Below are 16900 nucleotides of genomic sequence, written 5' to 3'. Positions count from 1 at the left end.
TTAGGCGGTCAACATGGCATGCATTTCTTGAACAGAAATGACATCCAGTTTGTCCAAATATTTCATACCTTCAACCGCCGCTTCAGCGCCAGCAATTGTAGTGAAGGTGGTCACTCGCGCCAAGAGCGCCGAGGTTCTGATAGCGCGCGAGTCGGCAATGGCATTGCGTCGCTCCTCCACTGTATTGATGACCAAGGCAATTTCATTGTTCTTGATCATGTCCACAATGTGGGGGCGACCCTCAGTGACTTTGTTGATGGCTTGAACGGCCACGCCCTCTGCGGCAATGGCAGCTGCGGTGCCCTTGGTGGCAAACACTTTGAAACCCATGGCCACCAAATCGCGCGCCACTTTCACAGCGCGTGGCTTGTCGCTATTTTTAACGGTCAAGAAGACATTGCCTTCACGGGGTAACTTGGTGCCAGCACCCATTTGACTCTTCACAAAGGCTTCGCCAAAGGTTTTTCCTACGCCCATCACTTCACCGGTGGACTTCATTTCTGGGCCCAAGATGGTGTCAACGCCAGGGAATTTGACAAATGGGAACACCGCTTCTTTCACGCTGAAATATGGGGGTGTCACTTCTTTGGTAATGCCTTGCGATGCCAGGGTTTGTCCGGCCATGCAACGGGCCGCCACTTTGGCCAATTGAATGCCAGTGGCTTTGGATACGTAAGGCACCGTGCGCGAAGCGCGGGGGTTTACTTCGAGCACGTAAATAACGTCCTTGCCGTCGACGTGTTGAATGGCAAACTGCACGTTCATCAAACCGACCACATTGAGAGCACCAGCCATGGCCGCTGATTGACGCTTGAGTTCGTCTACGGTGGCAGCACTCAAGCTGTAAGGGGGCAAGGAGCAAGCTGAGTCGCCACTGTGCACGCCCGCTTGTTCGATGTGCTCCATCACACCACCGATGAAGGTTTTGCCTTCGGGATCGCGCAAACAATCGACATCGCACTCAATGGCATCGTTCAAGAAACGATCGAGCAGCACGGGTGAATCGTTGCTGACCTTGACCGCTTCGCGCATGTAGCGCTCGAGGTCGCGTTGCTCGTGAACAATTTCCATGGCCCGACCACCCAGCACGTAACTGGGGCGAACCACCAAGGGGTAACCCAAGGCAGCGGCTTTTTCCAAAGCTTCGGGCTCTGTGCGGGCTGTGGCGTTGGGCGGCTGACGCAAGCCCAACTCGTGCAACAACTTTTGAAAACGCTCGCGGTCTTCAGCGGCGTCAATCATGTCGGGGCTGGTACCGATGATGGGCACACCAGCGGCTTCCAAACCGAGGGCCAATTTCAAAGGTGTTTGGCCACCGTATTGAACGATCACGCCGGTTGGCTTTTCTTTGTCGACAATTTCGAGCACGTCTTCTAAGGTAAGGGGCTCGAAATACAAACGATCGGAGGTGTCGTAGTCGGTTGAAACCGTTTCGGGGTTGCAGTTGACCATGATGGTTTCGTAACCGTCTTCGCGCATGGCCAAAGCCGCATGCACACAGCAGTAGTCAAACTCAATGCCCTGACCAATTCGGTTCGGGCCGCCACCCAAGACCATGATCTTTTTGTTGGTGGTGGGTTCTGCTTCGCACTCATCTTCATAAGTGGAATACATGTAGGCGGTGTCGGTAGAAAACTCGGCCGCACAAGTGTCCACCCGTTTGTAAACGGGGCGGACATTCATGGCGTGGCGCTGAGCGCGCACTTCGTGCTCTGTTGTTTTGAGCAACTTGGCCAAACGACGGTCTGAGAAACCTTTTTTCTTCAAAGCGCGCAACTCGTCGGCTGTGATGGCTTTGAGGTTGGTGGTTTCGAGTTCAAGTTCAATCTTGACGATGTCTTCAATTTGCACCAAGAACCAGCGGTCAATTTTGGTGAGTTCAAACACTTCATCCACACTCAGTCCCATGGCAAACGCATCGCCCACATACCAAATGCGGTCGGGACCTGGCTCGCCCAGTTCTTTTTCGAGAACTTCGCGGTCTTGTGTTTTTTCGTTCAAGCCATCTACGCCCACTTCCAAACCGCGCAAGGCTTTCTGGAAGGATTCTTGGAAGGTGCGGCCCATGGCCATGACCTCACCCACCGACTTCATCTGAGTAGTGAGACGGCTATCGGCGGTGGGGAATTTTTCGAAGGCAAAGCGTGGAATTTTGGTAACCACATAGTCGATGCTGGGCTCGAAACTGGCCGGTGTAGCACCGCCCGTGATTTCGTTGCGCAACTCATCGAGCGTGTAACCCACAGCCAATTTGGCTGCCACTTTGGCAATGGGAAAACCAGTGGCTTTAGACGCCAACGCAGAAGAACGCGAAACACGCGGGTTCATCTCAATGACCACCATGCGGCCGTCTTGAGGATTGATGGAGAACTGAACGTTAGAGCCACCCGTATCAACACCAATTTCACGCAACACAGCCAAGCTGGCATTGCGCATGATTTGGTATTCTTTGTCGGTGAGGGTTTGTGCTGGCGCCACCGTGATGGAATCGCCGGTGTGCACGCCCATCGGATCTAAGTTTTCGATAGAGCAAACAATGATGCAGTTGTCTGCTTTGTCGCGAACCACTTCCATCTCGTATTCTTTCCAACCAAGCAGTGACTCTTCAATGAGGAGTTCGTTGGTGGGAGACGCTTCCAAGCCGCGCTTGCAAATGGTCTCGAATTCTTCAGGGTTGTAGGCAATACCGCCGCCTGTGCCGCCCAATGTAAAGCTGGGACGAATGACTGTGGGGAAACCCACTGTGCGTTGAACTGCCCACGCTTCGTCCATGCTGTGCGCAATGCCTGAGCGAGCTGAGCCCAGACCAATTTTGGTCATGGCGTCTTTGAACTTCAAGCGGTCTTCGGCTTTGTCAATGGCTTCGGGTGTGGCCCCAATGAGCTCCACTTTGTACTTGTCGAGCACGCCGTGGTGCCACAAATCGAGCGCACAGTTGAGCGCTGTTTGGCCACCCATGGTGGGCAGGATGGCATCGGGGCGTTCTTTGGCAATGATCTTTTCAACCGTTTGCCATGTGATGGGCTCGATGTAGGTGACATCCGCTGTGGCGGGGTCGGTCATGATCGTGGCAGGGTTGCTGTTGATCAAGATGACTTTGTAGCCCTCTTCGCGCAAAGCTTTACAAGCTTGCACGCCGGAGTAGTCGAACTCACAGGCCTGGCCAATGATGATGGGGCCAGCGCCAATGATGAGAATGCTTTTTAGGTCGGAGCGCTTTGGCATGTTATTTGGTCTCCATCAGGTTGATGAAGCGATCGTAGAGATAGGCAATGTCGTGAGGGCCCGGTGAGGCCTCAGGGTGACCCTGGAAACAGAACGCTGGCTTGTCGGTGCGGGCCAAGCCTTGCAAGGTGCCGTCGAACAAAGACACGTGCGTAGCGCGCAAGTTGGCAGGCAAAGATTTTTCGTCCACCGCAAAACCGTGGTTTTGACTGGTGATGGACACACGACCCGAGTCGAGGTCTTTGACTGGGTGGTTGGCACCATGGTGACCAAACTTCATTTTGAAAGTTTTAGCACCGCTGGCCAAGGCCATGATTTGGTGACCCAAGCAAATACCAAATGTTGGAATGCCGGTTTCGATCAATTCTTGGGCGGCTGCAATGGCGTAGTCGCAAGGCTGCGGGTCGCCAGGGCCGTTGGACAAGAAGATGCCATCGGGCTTGTGCTTGAGCACTTCGGCGGCTGGCGTTTTGGCCGGAACCACTGTGACTTTGCAGCCGCGCTCGGCCAGCATGCGCAAAATGTTTTTCTTCACGCCAAAGTCGTAAGCCACCACGTGGAAACGAGGGGCAGTTTGTTGGCCGTAGCCGCTGCCCAGCTTCCATTCGGATTCGGTCCAAGGGTATGCGGCAGAGACAGTGACTTTTTGAGCCAAATCCAAACCCGTCATGGCTGGCGCGGCTTTGGCAGCTTGCACCGCTTGGGCGGTAAGTTCGGGCGTGACAGCTTGACCAGCAGCCAGGGCCACAATGGCGCCGTTTTGGGCGCCATGGGTGCGCAAAAGGCGTGTGAGCTTGCGAGTATCGATGTTGGCAATGGCTACGGTGCCACTGCGTGACAAATAAGCCGACAGCGTTTCGGTTGAGCGGAAATTGCTTGCAACCATGGGCAGATCTTTGATGATCAAGCCAGCGGCGTGGACTTTGTCGGATTCGACATCCTCGGGGTTGACGCCGTAGTTGCCAATGTGCGGATACGTGAGGGTGACGATCTGCTGGCAGTAGCTGGGGTCTGTGAGGATTTCTTGATAGCCAGTGAGAGAGGTGTTGAAAACCACCTCGCCCACTGTGGAGCCTGGGGCTCCAATGGAATTGCCGACAAAGACTGTGCCGTCTGCAAGCGCCAAAATGGCTAAGGGGAAGGTTCCCTGAAGAGACAAAAGCACTGGGTTCTCCGGTATGGTTCGGGTACGCCCCAGCACGCTCAAGCTCTACCTTGAAAGGTTGGCTTTTTGGCTGCTTTTGAAGGGAAATGGCTTGTTGTGAGCGGGTGCGTACAGGTTGATGCGGGAAAGCCTCTCATTATAGCCGCGAGTATTCCCTAACCCGAGCTTGAAGCCGCCGATTTTTTCAGTACTAAAGACCGAGCTGTTCTGAGGCTCAAAGCTTGGCTGTGGCGCTGGCGTGTAGGCAGATGGCAGCAGCAGTGGCTACATTCAAAGATTCCTCACCACCCGGCTGAGCGATGCGAACCTTTTGCTGCACGATGGCCATCAAATCTGGTGAAACGCCCTGCCCTTCGTGGCCCAAGACCCAAGCGCACTTTTGTGGCAACAGGCCCTGCTGAACCAATTCGTGCAAGAAAGGGCCTTCATGGACGTCGGTTCCAAGCAAAGGCACCTGAAGTGATTGCAAATCTTGCAATCTGGCTGCCTCGATCAGGCTTAGACCAAAATGCGCGCCCATTCCAGCGCGCAAAACCTTGGGCGACCACAAACCCGCAGTGCCTTTGATGGCCAGCACTTGCTTGAAACCAAAGGCGGAGGCACTGCGCAAAATGGCGCCCACATTGCCGGCATCTTGCAGCCGGTCTAAAACGACGGTAGCCGCTTGAGGGTCTAAATTGGGCGCCAGAGGGAGCGTCAACAAGAAGCCCATTTTGGCTGGCGACTCAAGCCCACTCAAACCTGCAAACAAATCATCGGGTACTGTCCACACTTCGGAGGCGCATTGCGACCACTCAAATTCAGAAGCTTGCCAAATGGATTCTGAAAAGATAGCCAGTTCGGGCTTCACTCCATGCGCAAGTGCAGCCCGGCAAAGGTGATCTCCCTCTAGCCAAACCAAGCCCAATTTGCGATAAGCCTGTGAGTCTTGCGCCAAACGGCGAATGGATTTAAGCCGAGGGTTGTCTTTGGAGGTAATGAGCTTCATGATTTTTGCAAAGCCAGAATAGCCTGCGTGACTGGCGCAAAGGTTTTGCGATGCAAGGGAGTTGGCCCCAAGGATTGCAACGCCTTCAGGTGAACCGCCGTACCGTAGCCTTTGTGTGAATCAAATCCATAGTCTGGATACTGGCGGTGCATTTCTTCGCACATGCGGTCGCGGTGCACCTTGGCCAAGATAGAGGCTGCCGAAATTTCCTGCACTTTTTCGTCGCCCTTCACGATGGCTTCCGCGCGCACATCCAAGATGGGCAATCGATTGCCGTCCACGTACACCAAGGTAGGCTTCAATCGCAATGACTCCACAGCCCTTTGCATGGCCAGCATCGTTGCTTGCAAAATATTCAGTGAGTCGATCTCTTCAACACTAGCCTCGGCAATTGCAAAACACAAAGCTTTTGCACGTATTTCGTCAAACAAACGGTCGCGTGTTTTGGCGGTCAATTTTTTGGAGTCAGCCAAACCTTTGATGGGTTTGAGATCATCCAATATGACAGCGGCCGCAACCACAGGGCCAGCCAAAGGGCCACGCCCAGCTTCGTCCACGCCGGCCAACAAACCGGGCGCATTCCAGGCCAAGCTCACTTGCTCAGGCTTTGACAAGCGTTTCGATCGCATGGGCGCAAAGACTGGGAGTGTCGCGCAACAAAGACGCGTGCATGGTTTCAAAACGACCCACCAAGGCTTTGGCCTTTTTGGGAGAACGAAGCCAGTTTAGAACGGCTGAAGACATGTTAGACGGCGTGGCTTGGTCTTGCAAAAGTTCTGGCACACAAAATTCTTGCGCCAAGATATTGGGCAAACCCACCCAAGGCTGCAATTTTTTGCGCTTCATCATTTGCCAACTGAGCCAGTTCATGTTGTAAGCAATGACCATGGGTTTTTTAAACAACGCCGCTTCGAGTGTGGCTGTGCCACTGGCAATGAGAGTGACGTCACACGCTGCCAAAGCAGCATGTGATTGGCCCTTCAGCACTTGCACTTGGCTTGCACCAACTTGGTCTCGAATGCTCTCAATTCGGGCCATCATGGAGGGCATGGCGGGCAGCACAAACTGTAAATTGGCTTGTTGTTGACTGAGCAAAAGGGCCGCTTGAAAAAACCGTTCGGCCAAATACGTAATTTCAGACTCACGGCTCCCTGGCAGCAAAGCCACCACGGGCCGGTCTGGGTCTAGCCTCAAGTCGTGACGGGCTTTGAGGGTGTCTACATGCATGGGAATGGCTTGCGCCAAAGGATGCCCCACATACGTGGCAGGAATGCCGTGGGCATGAAGCAAATCGGTTTCAAACGGAAAAATACAAAGCACATGGTCGACGCTTTGCTTGATTTTTTCAATGCGCTCAGCACGCCATGCCCAAATTGAAGGGCACACAAAATGTACGGTGGGAATGCCTGCTTGTTTTAAATCGCGCTCTAAGTCGAGATTGAAATCGGGCGCATCGACACCCACAAATACTTGCGGAGGGTGAGCCAACAATTTCTCTTTAAGCTGTTTGCGAATGCCCACAATTTCTCGGTAGTGGCGCAACACTTCCACATAACCACGCACGGCCAATTTGTCGGAGGGCCACAAGGCGTTGAATCCTTGTGCTTGCATGCGCGGGCCGCCAATGCCATACAAATTGGCGTTTGGCCATTGCCCCCGAATGCCCTGCATCATCAAGCCTGCCAGCAAATCGCCTGAAGTTTCCCCGGCCACCATGGCCATGGAAAAAGCCCCAGCAGGGGCTTTTGGAAGCGCAGAGGCAGCAGCAGTTTGCACCACTTATCTCACAATGCCGCGCTCGGGCGAAGCACCTTGCAAGAAGCCGAGCATCATGTCGACATCGGCTTTGGCTTCAGGGTACTTGTGCGTGAGCAACTCAATTTCAGATTGTGCTTGTGCCAAGGTAAGCTGCTGGCGATACAAGCTTTTGTGCATGGCCTTCACCGCAGATATTCTTTCTGCTGAAAAACCGCGGCGGCGCAAACCTTCAAAGTTCATGGACCGAGCTTGTGCAGGTTGACCTTGCGCCATCACAAATGGCGGCAAATCGGCAAACAGCAAAGAGTTCATGGCCGTGAAACTGTGTGCACCCAAACGGCAAAATTGGTGAACCACTGTGAAGCCGCCCAAGATCACCCAATCGCCCACATGCACATGTCCGGCCAACTGGGTACTGTTGGCAAAAATGGTGTGGTTGCCAACTTGGCAATCGTGTGCCAGATGAACATAGGCCATGATCCAATTGTCATTGCCCACCTGCGTCACACCTTGATCGCCAGGCGAGCCAATATTGAAGGTGCAAAACTCTCGAATGGTGTTGCGATCGCCAATGACCAATTGGCAAGGCTCACCGGCGTATTTCTTGTCTTGGGGCACTGCGCCCAATGAATTGAATTGAAAAATTTTGTTGTCTTTGCCAATGGTGGTGTGTCCCTCAATGACGCAATGGCTGGCCACAGTGGTGCCAGCATCGATGCGAACATGCGGGCCAATGACCGTGTAAGGTCCTACCGTGACGCTGCTATCTAGCTGGGCAGCCGGGTCGACAATGGCAGTTGAATGAATGCGGGTCATAAACTTCTAGCGTTGAAAGACTAGGCAACCTTGCGCATGGTGCACATGAGTTCGGCTTCAACCGCAATCTCATCGCCCACTTTGGCGCGTGCCTTGAATTTGAAAATACCCGACTTCATTCGGTCCAATTCAACTTCCAAAATGAGCTGATCGCCGGGCTCAACAGGCCGCTTAAAGCGCGCGCCATCAATGCCTGCAAAGTAATACACCGTTTTCTCATCTGGCGTCTCGCCCAATGTGTCAAATGCCAACAAGGCGGCGGCTTGGGCCAAGGCTTCTAACATGAGCACACCAGGCATGACGGGTCGGGATGGAAAATGGCCTGTGAAGTAAGGCTCATTGACAGAGACATTTTTCAACGCCTTGATGCGCACGCCTTTTTCAATTTCTAAGACGCGGTCTACCAACAAAATGGGGTAGCGGTGAGGCAGCTGTTTGAGAATTTGGTAAATGTCCATCATGATTTAGGTTCCAGAAAGGGGGGCTGGAGGTGCTGCGTCTCCAGTGCTTTGAGTCGATCACGCAACTTGTGCAATTGCTTCAAGCTGGCTGCGTTTTTTTCCCATGTCGCATTGTCATCGATGGGAAAAAGCCCGGTGTAATGACCCGGCTGAGAAATAGAACGTGTGACCACAGTGGCAGCAGAAATGTGAACGCCATCGGCCAAAGCAAGGTGACCCAACACAATGGCGCCACCGCCCACGGTGCAATGCGCACCAATGCGCGCGCTGCCCGCTACGCCCACACAACCCGCCATGGCGGTGTGCTTGCCAATGTGCACGTTGTGGCCAATTTGAATGAGGTTGTCGAGTTTGACGCCATCTTCAATGATGGTGTCTTGCAAGGCACCCCTGTCAATGCAGGTGTTGGCGCCAATTTCAACATCGTTGCCAATTTTGACAGCACCCAACTGCTCAATCTTTTCCCACTCACCTTGGTGCAGGGCAAAACCAAAACCATCTGCCCCGATCACAACGCCCGAGTGCACGATGCAGCGCTGGCCAATTTCACAAGACTCACCCAAGGTGACTCTGGATTTGAGATGGGTATGAGCCCCCACCTTGGCAAATCGCTCCACCACACACAAAGGGCCAATGATGGCGGTATCGGCAATTTCGGCCTGAGGGTCAATGACGGCGCTTGGGTGAATTCGGGGACCCGTTGCCGCGGCGGTTTGTTTTTTCCAAAATTGGGTGAGCTTGGCGAAGTAGTGATACGGGTCTTCCGTGACGATACAAGCACCCCGTGTGAGCGCCAATTCTTTAAATTGCGGCGTGACAACCACACAAGCAGCGTGTGACTGCAACAAATGGGACTGGTACTTGGGGTGACTGAGAAAACTCAAGTCGCCTGCGCCCGCTGTTTCTAACGGGGACAGTTTTTGAATGGAAGTTTGTGGACTGCCATGAAGGCTGCCGCCTAAAGCCTTAACGATGTCGCCAAGCAGCAGCACAACACGAGTCCGTTGTCTGTATGCCAGCGATTATTTGCCGGCAGAAGAATTGAGAGCCCTGATGACCTTGTCTGTGATGTCGTGCTTGGGATTGAAGTAAACAGCCTCTTGAAAAATCACATCGAATTTTTCGGCTTCGGCCACTTGTCTGACCGCACGGTTGGCACGCTCGATCACTATTTGCTGCTCTTCATTTTTTCGGGTGTTGAGGTCTTCTTGGAATTCGCGGCGCTTGCGCTGAAAATCACGGTCTTGGTCAGTCAACTGCCTTTGACGCAAGTTGCGCTGTGATTCAGACAGCGTGGGCGCTTCTCGCTCAAATCTTTCAGAAGCGGTTTTAAGGTTGTTACCCAAGTCAACCAGTTCTTTTTCACGTTTGGAGAACTCTTGCTCCAATTTGGCTTGTGCAGCCTTGGCCGTGTTGGCCTCGCGGAAAATGCGATCGGTGTTGACAATACCGATTTTCAATTCCTGGGCACTGGCCATCGTGGCAGTGAGAGCCCCGAAAGCCAACAAACAAACTTGAGAGAAATGCAGAAGTGTTTTCATTAGAAGGATGTACCGATTTGGAATTGCAATCTTTGGATTTTATCTGTATCTTGGGTCTTCACAGGGAAAGCATAAGAAAAGCGCAAGGGGCCCATTGGCGAAAGCCAGCTCAGGCCAATGCCCACTGAAGACCGAAGATCGGTCAAACTGATTTTCTGGCTCTCTGCAAAAGCCCGACCTGCGTCGGCAAAGGCGAAAAGTCGCAAAGTTCGGTCATTCCCAGCACCTGGGAAGGGGGCAAGAACTTCTGCGTTAAAAACAACTTTCCTAGCCCCCCCCAAAAACAGCGTATTGGCGCTGTTGGATGGGCCCAGAGATGATTGCTGGAAACCTCGAACGCTTCCCAAGCCACCCACAAAGTAGTTTTTAAACAGGGGATAGGGGCGGTTGGACAAGCCCTGGCCGTAACCGATATCGGCATTCAATGCCAATGTAAACTTTTTAGTTAAAGGCGTATAGTGCTGAATTTGATAATTGGTTCGGATATAACGAGAATCACCCGCAAGACTCAAGTCTGAGTTAAAGCGTTGCAATATCCCTTTGGATGGCACCAATGCACTGTCGCGACCGTCTCTGGCCCAGCCGATGGTGAGGGGCAAAGATGTGCTGGTATAGCCAAACTGCTGCATGTACTCCACATAAGCGTTGGGCAAGTTGGTGCCAGGCCGAATGGAGGTTTGCTCCAAATTGGCACCAAAGAACACCCTGTCTACTTCACTGAATGGCACACCGAAACGCATACCTGCGCCAGAACTGACCAAACTGTAGGCATTCAAATCGCCCAAATAGGGTCGTGAGGTGCGGTGAAAAAGATCTATGGTTCGCGAAACACCGTCCTCCGTGAAATAGGGATCGGTTGTACTGATCACAATGGTTCGATTGAAACGGCTGGTGTTGATTTCAGTGGCCAAATAATTGCCCGATCCAAAGGCATTTTCTTGGCGAATACCAAAGTTAAAAGCCACTTTTTCTGTGGAAGAAAATCCGGCACCCGCAGACACGCTGCCGGTGGGTTTCTCGACCACACTGATGATCAGGTCTACCTGATCATTGGTGGCGGGCACTTCTTGGGTCTCAATATTGACTTCTGTGAAGAAACCCAAGCGATCTACGCGGTCACGCGATAGCTTGATTTTGTCACCGTCATACCAGGCCGATTCAAGCTGCCTGAATTCTCGGCGAATCACTTCGTCGCGCGTGCGGTTGTTGCCAGTCACATTGATGCGCCTGACATACGCGCGCCGCGAAGGCTCTGCCACCAACACGAGGCTTACACGGTTGTTGAGCCTGTCAATTTCAGGACGAGCATCAATGCGCGCGAAAGCATAACCAAATTTACCAAAGTAGTCTGAGAAGGCCTTGGTGGTTTCGGCCACTGTCTCTGCGTTGAACGGCTGACCGATGCCTATTTTGACGATGGCCTTGAACTCATCTTCTTTGCCCAGGTAGTTGCCTTCAAGCTTGACATTGGACACCACAAATCGATCACCCTCCGTGACGTTGATAACGATAGAAATGTCTTGCTTGTCGGGGGAGATGGCCACTTGGGTGGAATCGACTCGGAACTCAAGAAAGCCACGGGCAAGGTAAAACGAGCGCAGGATTTCCAAGTCAGCATTGAGTTTGCTTCGAGAATACCGATCAGATTTGGTATACCAACTTAGCCATCCACCGATGTCCAAATTCAACTGGTCTTTGAGCGTTCTTTCGGAAAAGCTTTGGTTGCCATTGATGCGAATTTCTTTGATTTTGGAAGGCCCGCCTTCGGTCACTGTGAAAGTCAAGTTGACTCGATTTCGATCAACGGGTGTGACGGTGGTCTGCACCTCTGCACCATACAAGCTGCGGGTGATGTATTGGCGCTTTAACTCTTGCTCGGCTTTGTCTGCCAAGGCCTTGTCAAATGGTCGCCCCTCGGAAAGGCCCACCTCTTTCAAGGACTTGTTTAAGACGTCTTTGTCAAACTCCTTTAAGCCCACCCACTGAATTTGTGAAATTGAAGGACGCTCTTCAACAATGACCACCAACACATCGCCTTGGGTGTCCAGCCTCACGTCCTTGAACAAGCCCAATGCAAACAATGCGCGAATGGCAGCCGCGCCGGACTCGTCGTTGTAGAAATCGCCAATGCGAAATGGCAACGATGCAAAAACGGTACCAGACTCTACACGTTGGAGACCCTCGACCCGAATGTCTTTCAATTTAAAAGGTTCAACAGCCCATGCAGACAGGCTGACCATGGCAGTTGCAACAAACACAAACAAGTGTTGCAAGCGAAATCGATTGGAAAGAAAGTTCATGCGTTTGATTTAAGTAAAGAGTCTTGTCAAGTCGTTGAAAAACGCCAAGGCCATGATGAAAACCAACAAGACCAAACCGACTTTTTGCAAACCTCGCTGCCAAGCAACGGACACCGGTTTGCCAGTCAAAGACTCCCAAAGATAATACATCAGGTGCCCGCCATCCAACATGGGCAATGGCAGGAGATTGAGCAGCCCCAAGCTGACACTGATCAAAGCCAAAAAAGTGAGGTAAGAAGGCAAGCCTCTTTGTGCCGATTGTCCCGCCTGCTCTGCAATGGTCAAAGGGCCGCTGAGGTGCTTGGAGGAGGCCTCTCCGGTGAGCATTTGCCCAATGAGCTGACCCGTAAGCAACGTAATTTGAGTCACTTGACCATAGCCTTTGGCCAAGCCCTCCCACAGGCCTGCGCTTACCCACTCTGATTCGGAAGTCACACCCACCACGGCGCCAATTCGCCTAACCGCACTAGACTCTGGCTGGCCAGGCTGCACGGTAAGCAAGGGCTTGACTGCCAGAGACAGGCGCTGGCCTTGCCGATCAATTTCCCAAACGGCCGAGCTTTCTGACCTTTTAGACCCTGCAGCAGCTTCAGCAGCTTCAGCCGCATCTGCATCTGATGGCTTCTCGCCCCGAATGAGGGCCCTTAAGTGCTGAGCGTCTCTTACCTCCTGATCGCCCACTTTCAAGACCAAATCGCCAGTCTGGAGGCCCGCCATATCGGCTGCAGCACCCGCCTCCACTTTGCCAATGACTGGCAAAACCTTGGGGTGGCCCCACCAAGCCACCGCACTGAACAACACCACGGCCAACAACAAGTTGGCCAGCGGACCTGCGGCCACGATGGCAGCACGGACCTTCAAACTGCGCTGGTCGAAAGCCAAGGCCAATTGGTCGGCAGGCACCGACGCTTCTCGGCTGTCGAGCATTTGGACAAAACCACCCAAAGGCAATGCACCAATGACAAACTCGGTGTTTTGCCCTTCCCTTGGGTGCTTGGCGCGCCAGCGGTAAATGGCTTTGCCAAAGCCAATTGAAAAAACCAATACCGGCACCTTGAAAGCAACAGCCATTCGGTAGTGGCCATACTCATGCACCGCAATTAAAACGGTGAGGGCAAATAAGAAAGAAAGAAGCGTTAGCACGGTCAAATGTCAAATGCGGCAAGCACGTGCTGCTGCCGATGCAATGGCGCGACTTTGCGCATCCAGCGCAAGCAAGTCAGACAAACTTTGAGGTGCAGGCGGCTGCACTTTGCTCAATGTTTCTGTGTTCACTTGGTGAATTTGATCAAACCTGATTTGCTTGTTCAAAAATGCTTCCACAGCAATTTCGTTGGCGGCATTGAGCACTGCACAGGTGCCCGAGGCAGCACTCAAAGATTGCCAAGCCAATTTGAGGCCGGGAAACCTGTCGGGGTGCCCGTGGTCGTCAATGGCCTCAAAGGTCATGGGCTTGAGATTGTGAAAATCGAGAGTTTGGGCACCCGAGGTAATGCGCTCTGGCCAACTCAATCCATAGGCAATGGGCACTCGCATGTCGGGCGTACCCAACTGTGCCACGATGGAGGTGTCTTTGTACTTCACCATAGAGTGAATCACGCTTTGCGGGTGAATGACCACAGACAATTGGGCTGGTGACACACCAAACAAATAGCGCGCCTCAATGACTTCCAAGGCCTTGTTCATCATGGTGGCGGAATCGACTGAAATTTTGCGGCCCATGACCCAATTGGGGTGCGCACAAGCTTCTTCGGGCGTGACGTTTTTGAGGGTACTCACATCGCGCGTTCTAAAAGGACCGCCCGAAGCCGTCAAAATAATTTGATCAATTCGATCGGCCCATGTGGCTGGGTTTTCGGGCAAAGATTGAAACACGGCCGAATGCTCGCTGTCGATGGGCAAAAGCACAGCGCCGCCTTTTTTGACCGCATTTAAAAAAACCTCACCTCCCACCACCAAGGCCTCTTTGTTGGCCAGCAACAAACGCTTGCCCGCATGGGCCGCAGCCAAACAAGGCGACAAACCTGCCGCACCCACAATGGCCGCCATGACGGCATGCACTTCTTCATGAGCAGACACTTGGTCAAGCGCTTCAGGCCCCCACAGCACCTCTACTGGCAAGCCTTCGGCCTTGATGCGCTGCGCCAGCAAGCGCCCTGCATCTTCCTGCGCCATGACCGCAAATTTGGGTTTGAACTTGGCGCACTGGGCCAAAATTAAGTCGACCTGCTTGGACGCTGTGAGCGCAAACACCTGGAAGCGGTCTAAGTGATTGGACAACACATCCAAAGTGTTGGTGCCAATTGAACCTGTAGAACCCAGAATGGTGATGTTTTGTTTCATAAGGTAAATGACCTGATTAAACTTTTGGCCAATGCATCAGCATCATGGCAATGGGCAAGGCTGGCAGCAGCGCATCGAGTCGATCTAGCACGCCGCCATGACCTGGCAACAGATTGGAGCTGTCTTTGACGCCGGCACTGCGCTTGACCAAAGACTCCACCAAATCGCCCACCACACTCATGGCGGTTAAAAAAATCAAACTCAATGCACCTAAAAAATAACCGTGCGACATCATGTGCGAGAAAAAACTTGTTCCGGGCCACTCGTAATGTTGCTCAAGTTGCATCCAAGCAAAAGCTAACGCAAACACGCCCAACAATCCACCGATGGCCCCTTCCCAACTTTTGCCAGGACTGACGGTGGGAGCCAGTTTTCGGTGAATGATTTTGCCGCCCAAGGCTCTGCCAAAGAAATAGGCAAAAACATCGGCAGCCCAAACCACGCAAAAAATAGACAACAAGAGCTGCACACTGGCGGTGCGGGCCTGCGCCATGGCAAGCCAAGCCAAACTTAGGAGAAGTACACCCAAAACCCATCGCCACTGGCGTGGCCACACTGACCACCCCTGCACGCCGCGCATCAGCATCCAAGCGGTGATGCCCACCCAAGCAGATCCTGCCAAAGACCATAGCCATGTGCTTGTTTGAGTGGTCCAACCTGACCACCAAGCCAAGCAACACAAGGCCGCGCAAGCCAAACCAGAAAAGACAGCTTGAAGGCGGCTCAAGCCGTTCATATTGGCCCACTCCCAAGCCCCTGCAGCGATAAGCAGGATGGACAAAACTAAAAAGGCTTGGGGAGTGTCTGCAAAAAGGGCTGGCAATAAAACAGCCAACAAGGCAAGTGCGGTGATGATCCGTTGCTTGAGCATCAAATCAACCCGTGACCGGTATGCGGGTCGGCCATCAAACGGCCATGATTTCTTGTTCTTTGCCAGCAATCAACTGATCGATTTCGGCAATGTGTTTGTCAGTGACTTTTTGCACTTCAGCCTCTGAACGTTTTTGTTCGTCTTCAGAAGCCAGTTTTTCTTTGACCAATTTTTTGACCGATTCGTTGGCATCGCGGCGCAAATTGCGCACTGCAATTTTGGCGTTCTCGCCTTCGGTGCGAACCAGCTTGGTCATTTCGCGGCGGCGCTCTTCGCTCATGGGGGGCATGGGCACGCGAATGAGATCGCCCATAGAAGCAGGATTCAAACCCAAATCGCTTTCGCGAATGGCTTTTTCAATTTTGGCCGCCATGTTTTTCTCCCATGGCTGGACACTGATGGTGCGCGAGTCAATGAGCGACACATTGGCCACTTGCGACAAAGGCACAGTCGAGCCGTAATAGTCGACTTGAATGGTGTCCAAAATGGCGGGGTTGGCACGGCCAGTGCGAATTTTGGTGAGGTTGTTTTTAAACGCTGCAATGGACTGGTCCATTTTGTTTTGCGTGGTTTTCTTGATGTCTTCTAAGCTCATGAGATTCTCCGGGGCCTAACGATTTAGGATCAGATTCAGGTTCAGTGGCGGGGTCAAGAATTAAACATAGACCAAAGTGCCCTCGTCTTCGCCCATGACCACACGCTTGAATGCGCCATGCTTGAAAATAGAGAACACTTTGACGGGCAGTTTTTGGTCGCGGCACAGCGCAAAAGCCGTGGCGTCCATGATGCCTAAGTTTTCTGAGATGGCTTGATCAAAAGAGATCTTGCTGTAACGCGTGGCATTGGGATCCTTTTTGGGATCGGCGGAATAAACACCGTCTACTTTGGTGGCTTTGAGCACCAACTCGGCACCAATTTCGGCACCCCGCAAAGCAGCGGCCGTGTCGGTGGTGAAGAAGGGATTGCCGGTGCCGGCTGCAAAAATAACCACTTTGCCTTCTTCAAGGTACTGAAGGGCCTTGGGGCGAACATAGGGCTCTACCACTTGTTCAATGGCAATGGCCGACATGACGCGGGCAGTCAGACCCGCTTTGTCCATGGAGTCGGCCAGGGCCAAAGAATTCATGACGGTGGCCAACATGCCCATGTAGTCGGCGGTGGCGCGGTCCATACCGACAGCGCCGCCAGCCACGCCCCTGAAAATGTTGCCGCCGCCAATGACCACGGCCACTTGCACACCCAGACGGGTAACTTCTGCAATTTCTTCCACCATGCGAACAATGGTGGCGCGGTTGATACCGAATTGATCGTCACCCATCAGAGCCTCACCTGACAGCTTGAGCAAAATACGCTTGTGGGCTGGTTTGGCAATGGTCATTCAGGGCTCCTCATAAAGACAGATTGAAGTTTAGCGTTGAATCGCCCTTTCGGG

The 16900-nt window shown here is 52.9% G+C and carries 15 protein-coding genes; all 15 read right to left on the bottom strand.

Going from position 1 to position 16900, the window contains the following annotated elements:
- Positions 1-3225: a carbamoyl-phosphate synthase large subunit gene (gene carB / locus B9Z32_RS12290; protein ID WP_108421725.1), complete on the bottom strand. Its 3225-nt coding sequence runs from the start codon at positions 3223-3225 to the stop codon at positions 1-3.
- A gap of 1 nt (position 3226) precedes the next feature.
- On the bottom strand, positions 3227-4390 hold the full coding sequence (gene carA / locus B9Z32_RS12285; protein WP_199220001.1) for a glutamine-hydrolyzing carbamoyl-phosphate synthase small subunit: 1164 nt from the start codon (positions 4388-4390) through the stop codon (positions 3227-3229).
- Positions 4391-4604: 214 nt separating this feature from the next.
- Positions 4605-5378 (bottom strand): RNA methyltransferase, encoded by a 774-nt coding sequence (locus B9Z32_RS12280; protein ID WP_108421724.1) that lies wholly within the window; start codon positions 5376-5378, stop codon positions 4605-4607.
- Positions 5375-6007 carry a ribonuclease HII gene (gene rnhB, locus B9Z32_RS12275; protein WP_108421723.1) on the bottom strand — a complete coding sequence of 211 codons (633 nt, stop codon included), beginning with the start codon at positions 6005-6007 and terminating at the stop codon, positions 5375-5377. The genes B9Z32_RS12280 and rnhB overlap by 4 nt, the downstream gene beginning before the upstream one ends.
- Positions 5979-7094, bottom strand: a complete 1116-nt coding sequence (gene lpxB / locus B9Z32_RS12270) for a lipid-A-disaccharide synthase (protein WP_108421887.1) — start codon at positions 7092-7094, stop codon at positions 5979-5981. Before lpxB ends, rnhB begins: the two co-directional genes overlap by 29 nt.
- A 63-nt stretch (positions 7095-7157) precedes the next feature.
- Entirely contained in the window at positions 7158-7952 is a 795-nt protein-coding gene (lpxA, locus tag B9Z32_RS12265) for an acyl-ACP--UDP-N-acetylglucosamine O-acyltransferase (RefSeq protein WP_108421722.1), read from the bottom strand.
- 20 nt (positions 7953-7972) lie between these two features.
- A complete protein-coding gene (fabZ, locus tag B9Z32_RS12260) occupies positions 7973-8413 on the bottom strand; it encodes a 3-hydroxyacyl-ACP dehydratase FabZ (protein WP_108421721.1) in 441 nt (146 codons plus the stop codon).
- Positions 8410-9402, bottom strand: a complete 993-nt coding sequence (lpxD, locus tag B9Z32_RS12255) for a UDP-3-O-(3-hydroxymyristoyl)glucosamine N-acyltransferase (protein WP_108421886.1) — start codon at positions 9400-9402, stop codon at positions 8410-8412. The genes fabZ and lpxD overlap by 4 nt, the downstream gene beginning before the upstream one ends.
- 33 nt (positions 9403-9435) lie before the next feature.
- Entirely contained in the window at positions 9436-9891 is a 456-nt protein-coding gene (locus tag B9Z32_RS12250; RefSeq protein ID WP_369909961.1) for an OmpH family outer membrane protein, read from the bottom strand.
- Positions 9892-9953: 62 nt separating this feature from the next.
- Positions 9954-12254 (bottom strand): outer membrane protein assembly factor BamA, encoded by a 2301-nt coding sequence (gene bamA / locus B9Z32_RS12245; protein WP_108421719.1) that lies wholly within the window; start codon positions 12252-12254, stop codon positions 9954-9956.
- A 9-nt stretch (positions 12255-12263) separates the two neighbouring features.
- Complete coding sequence (locus B9Z32_RS12240; RefSeq protein WP_108421885.1) at positions 12264-13397, bottom strand: RIP metalloprotease; 1134 nt, start codon at positions 13395-13397, stop codon at positions 12264-12266.
- Positions 13398-13406: 9 nt separating this feature from the next.
- Positions 13407-14597 carry a 1-deoxy-D-xylulose-5-phosphate reductoisomerase gene (ispC, locus tag B9Z32_RS12235; RefSeq protein WP_108421718.1) on the bottom strand — a complete coding sequence of 397 codons (1191 nt, stop codon included), beginning with the start codon at positions 14595-14597 and terminating at the stop codon, positions 13407-13409.
- A 16-nt stretch (positions 14598-14613) separates the two neighbouring features.
- Positions 14614-15468, bottom strand: coding sequence for a phosphatidate cytidylyltransferase (locus B9Z32_RS12230; RefSeq protein WP_108421717.1), 855 nt, complete (start codon positions 15466-15468; stop codon positions 14614-14616).
- Positions 15469-15502: 34 nt separating this feature from the next.
- Entirely contained in the window at positions 15503-16063 is a 561-nt protein-coding gene (gene frr, locus B9Z32_RS12225; RefSeq protein ID WP_108421716.1) for a ribosome recycling factor, read from the bottom strand.
- Between the two features lie 60 nt (positions 16064-16123).
- A complete protein-coding gene (pyrH, locus tag B9Z32_RS12220; protein WP_108421715.1) occupies positions 16124-16846 on the bottom strand; it encodes a UMP kinase in 723 nt (240 codons plus the stop codon).
- Between the last annotated feature and the right edge of the window lie 54 nt (positions 16847-16900).

The organism is Limnohabitans sp. MMS-10A-178, from assembly GCF_003063375.1.
In the GTDB taxonomy this organism is placed as follows: Bacteria; Pseudomonadota; Gammaproteobacteria; order Burkholderiales; family Burkholderiaceae_C; genus Limnohabitans_A.
The sequence above is the reverse complement of the archived record's forward strand: the minus strand, read 5'-3'. Positions and strand labels throughout refer to the sequence as shown.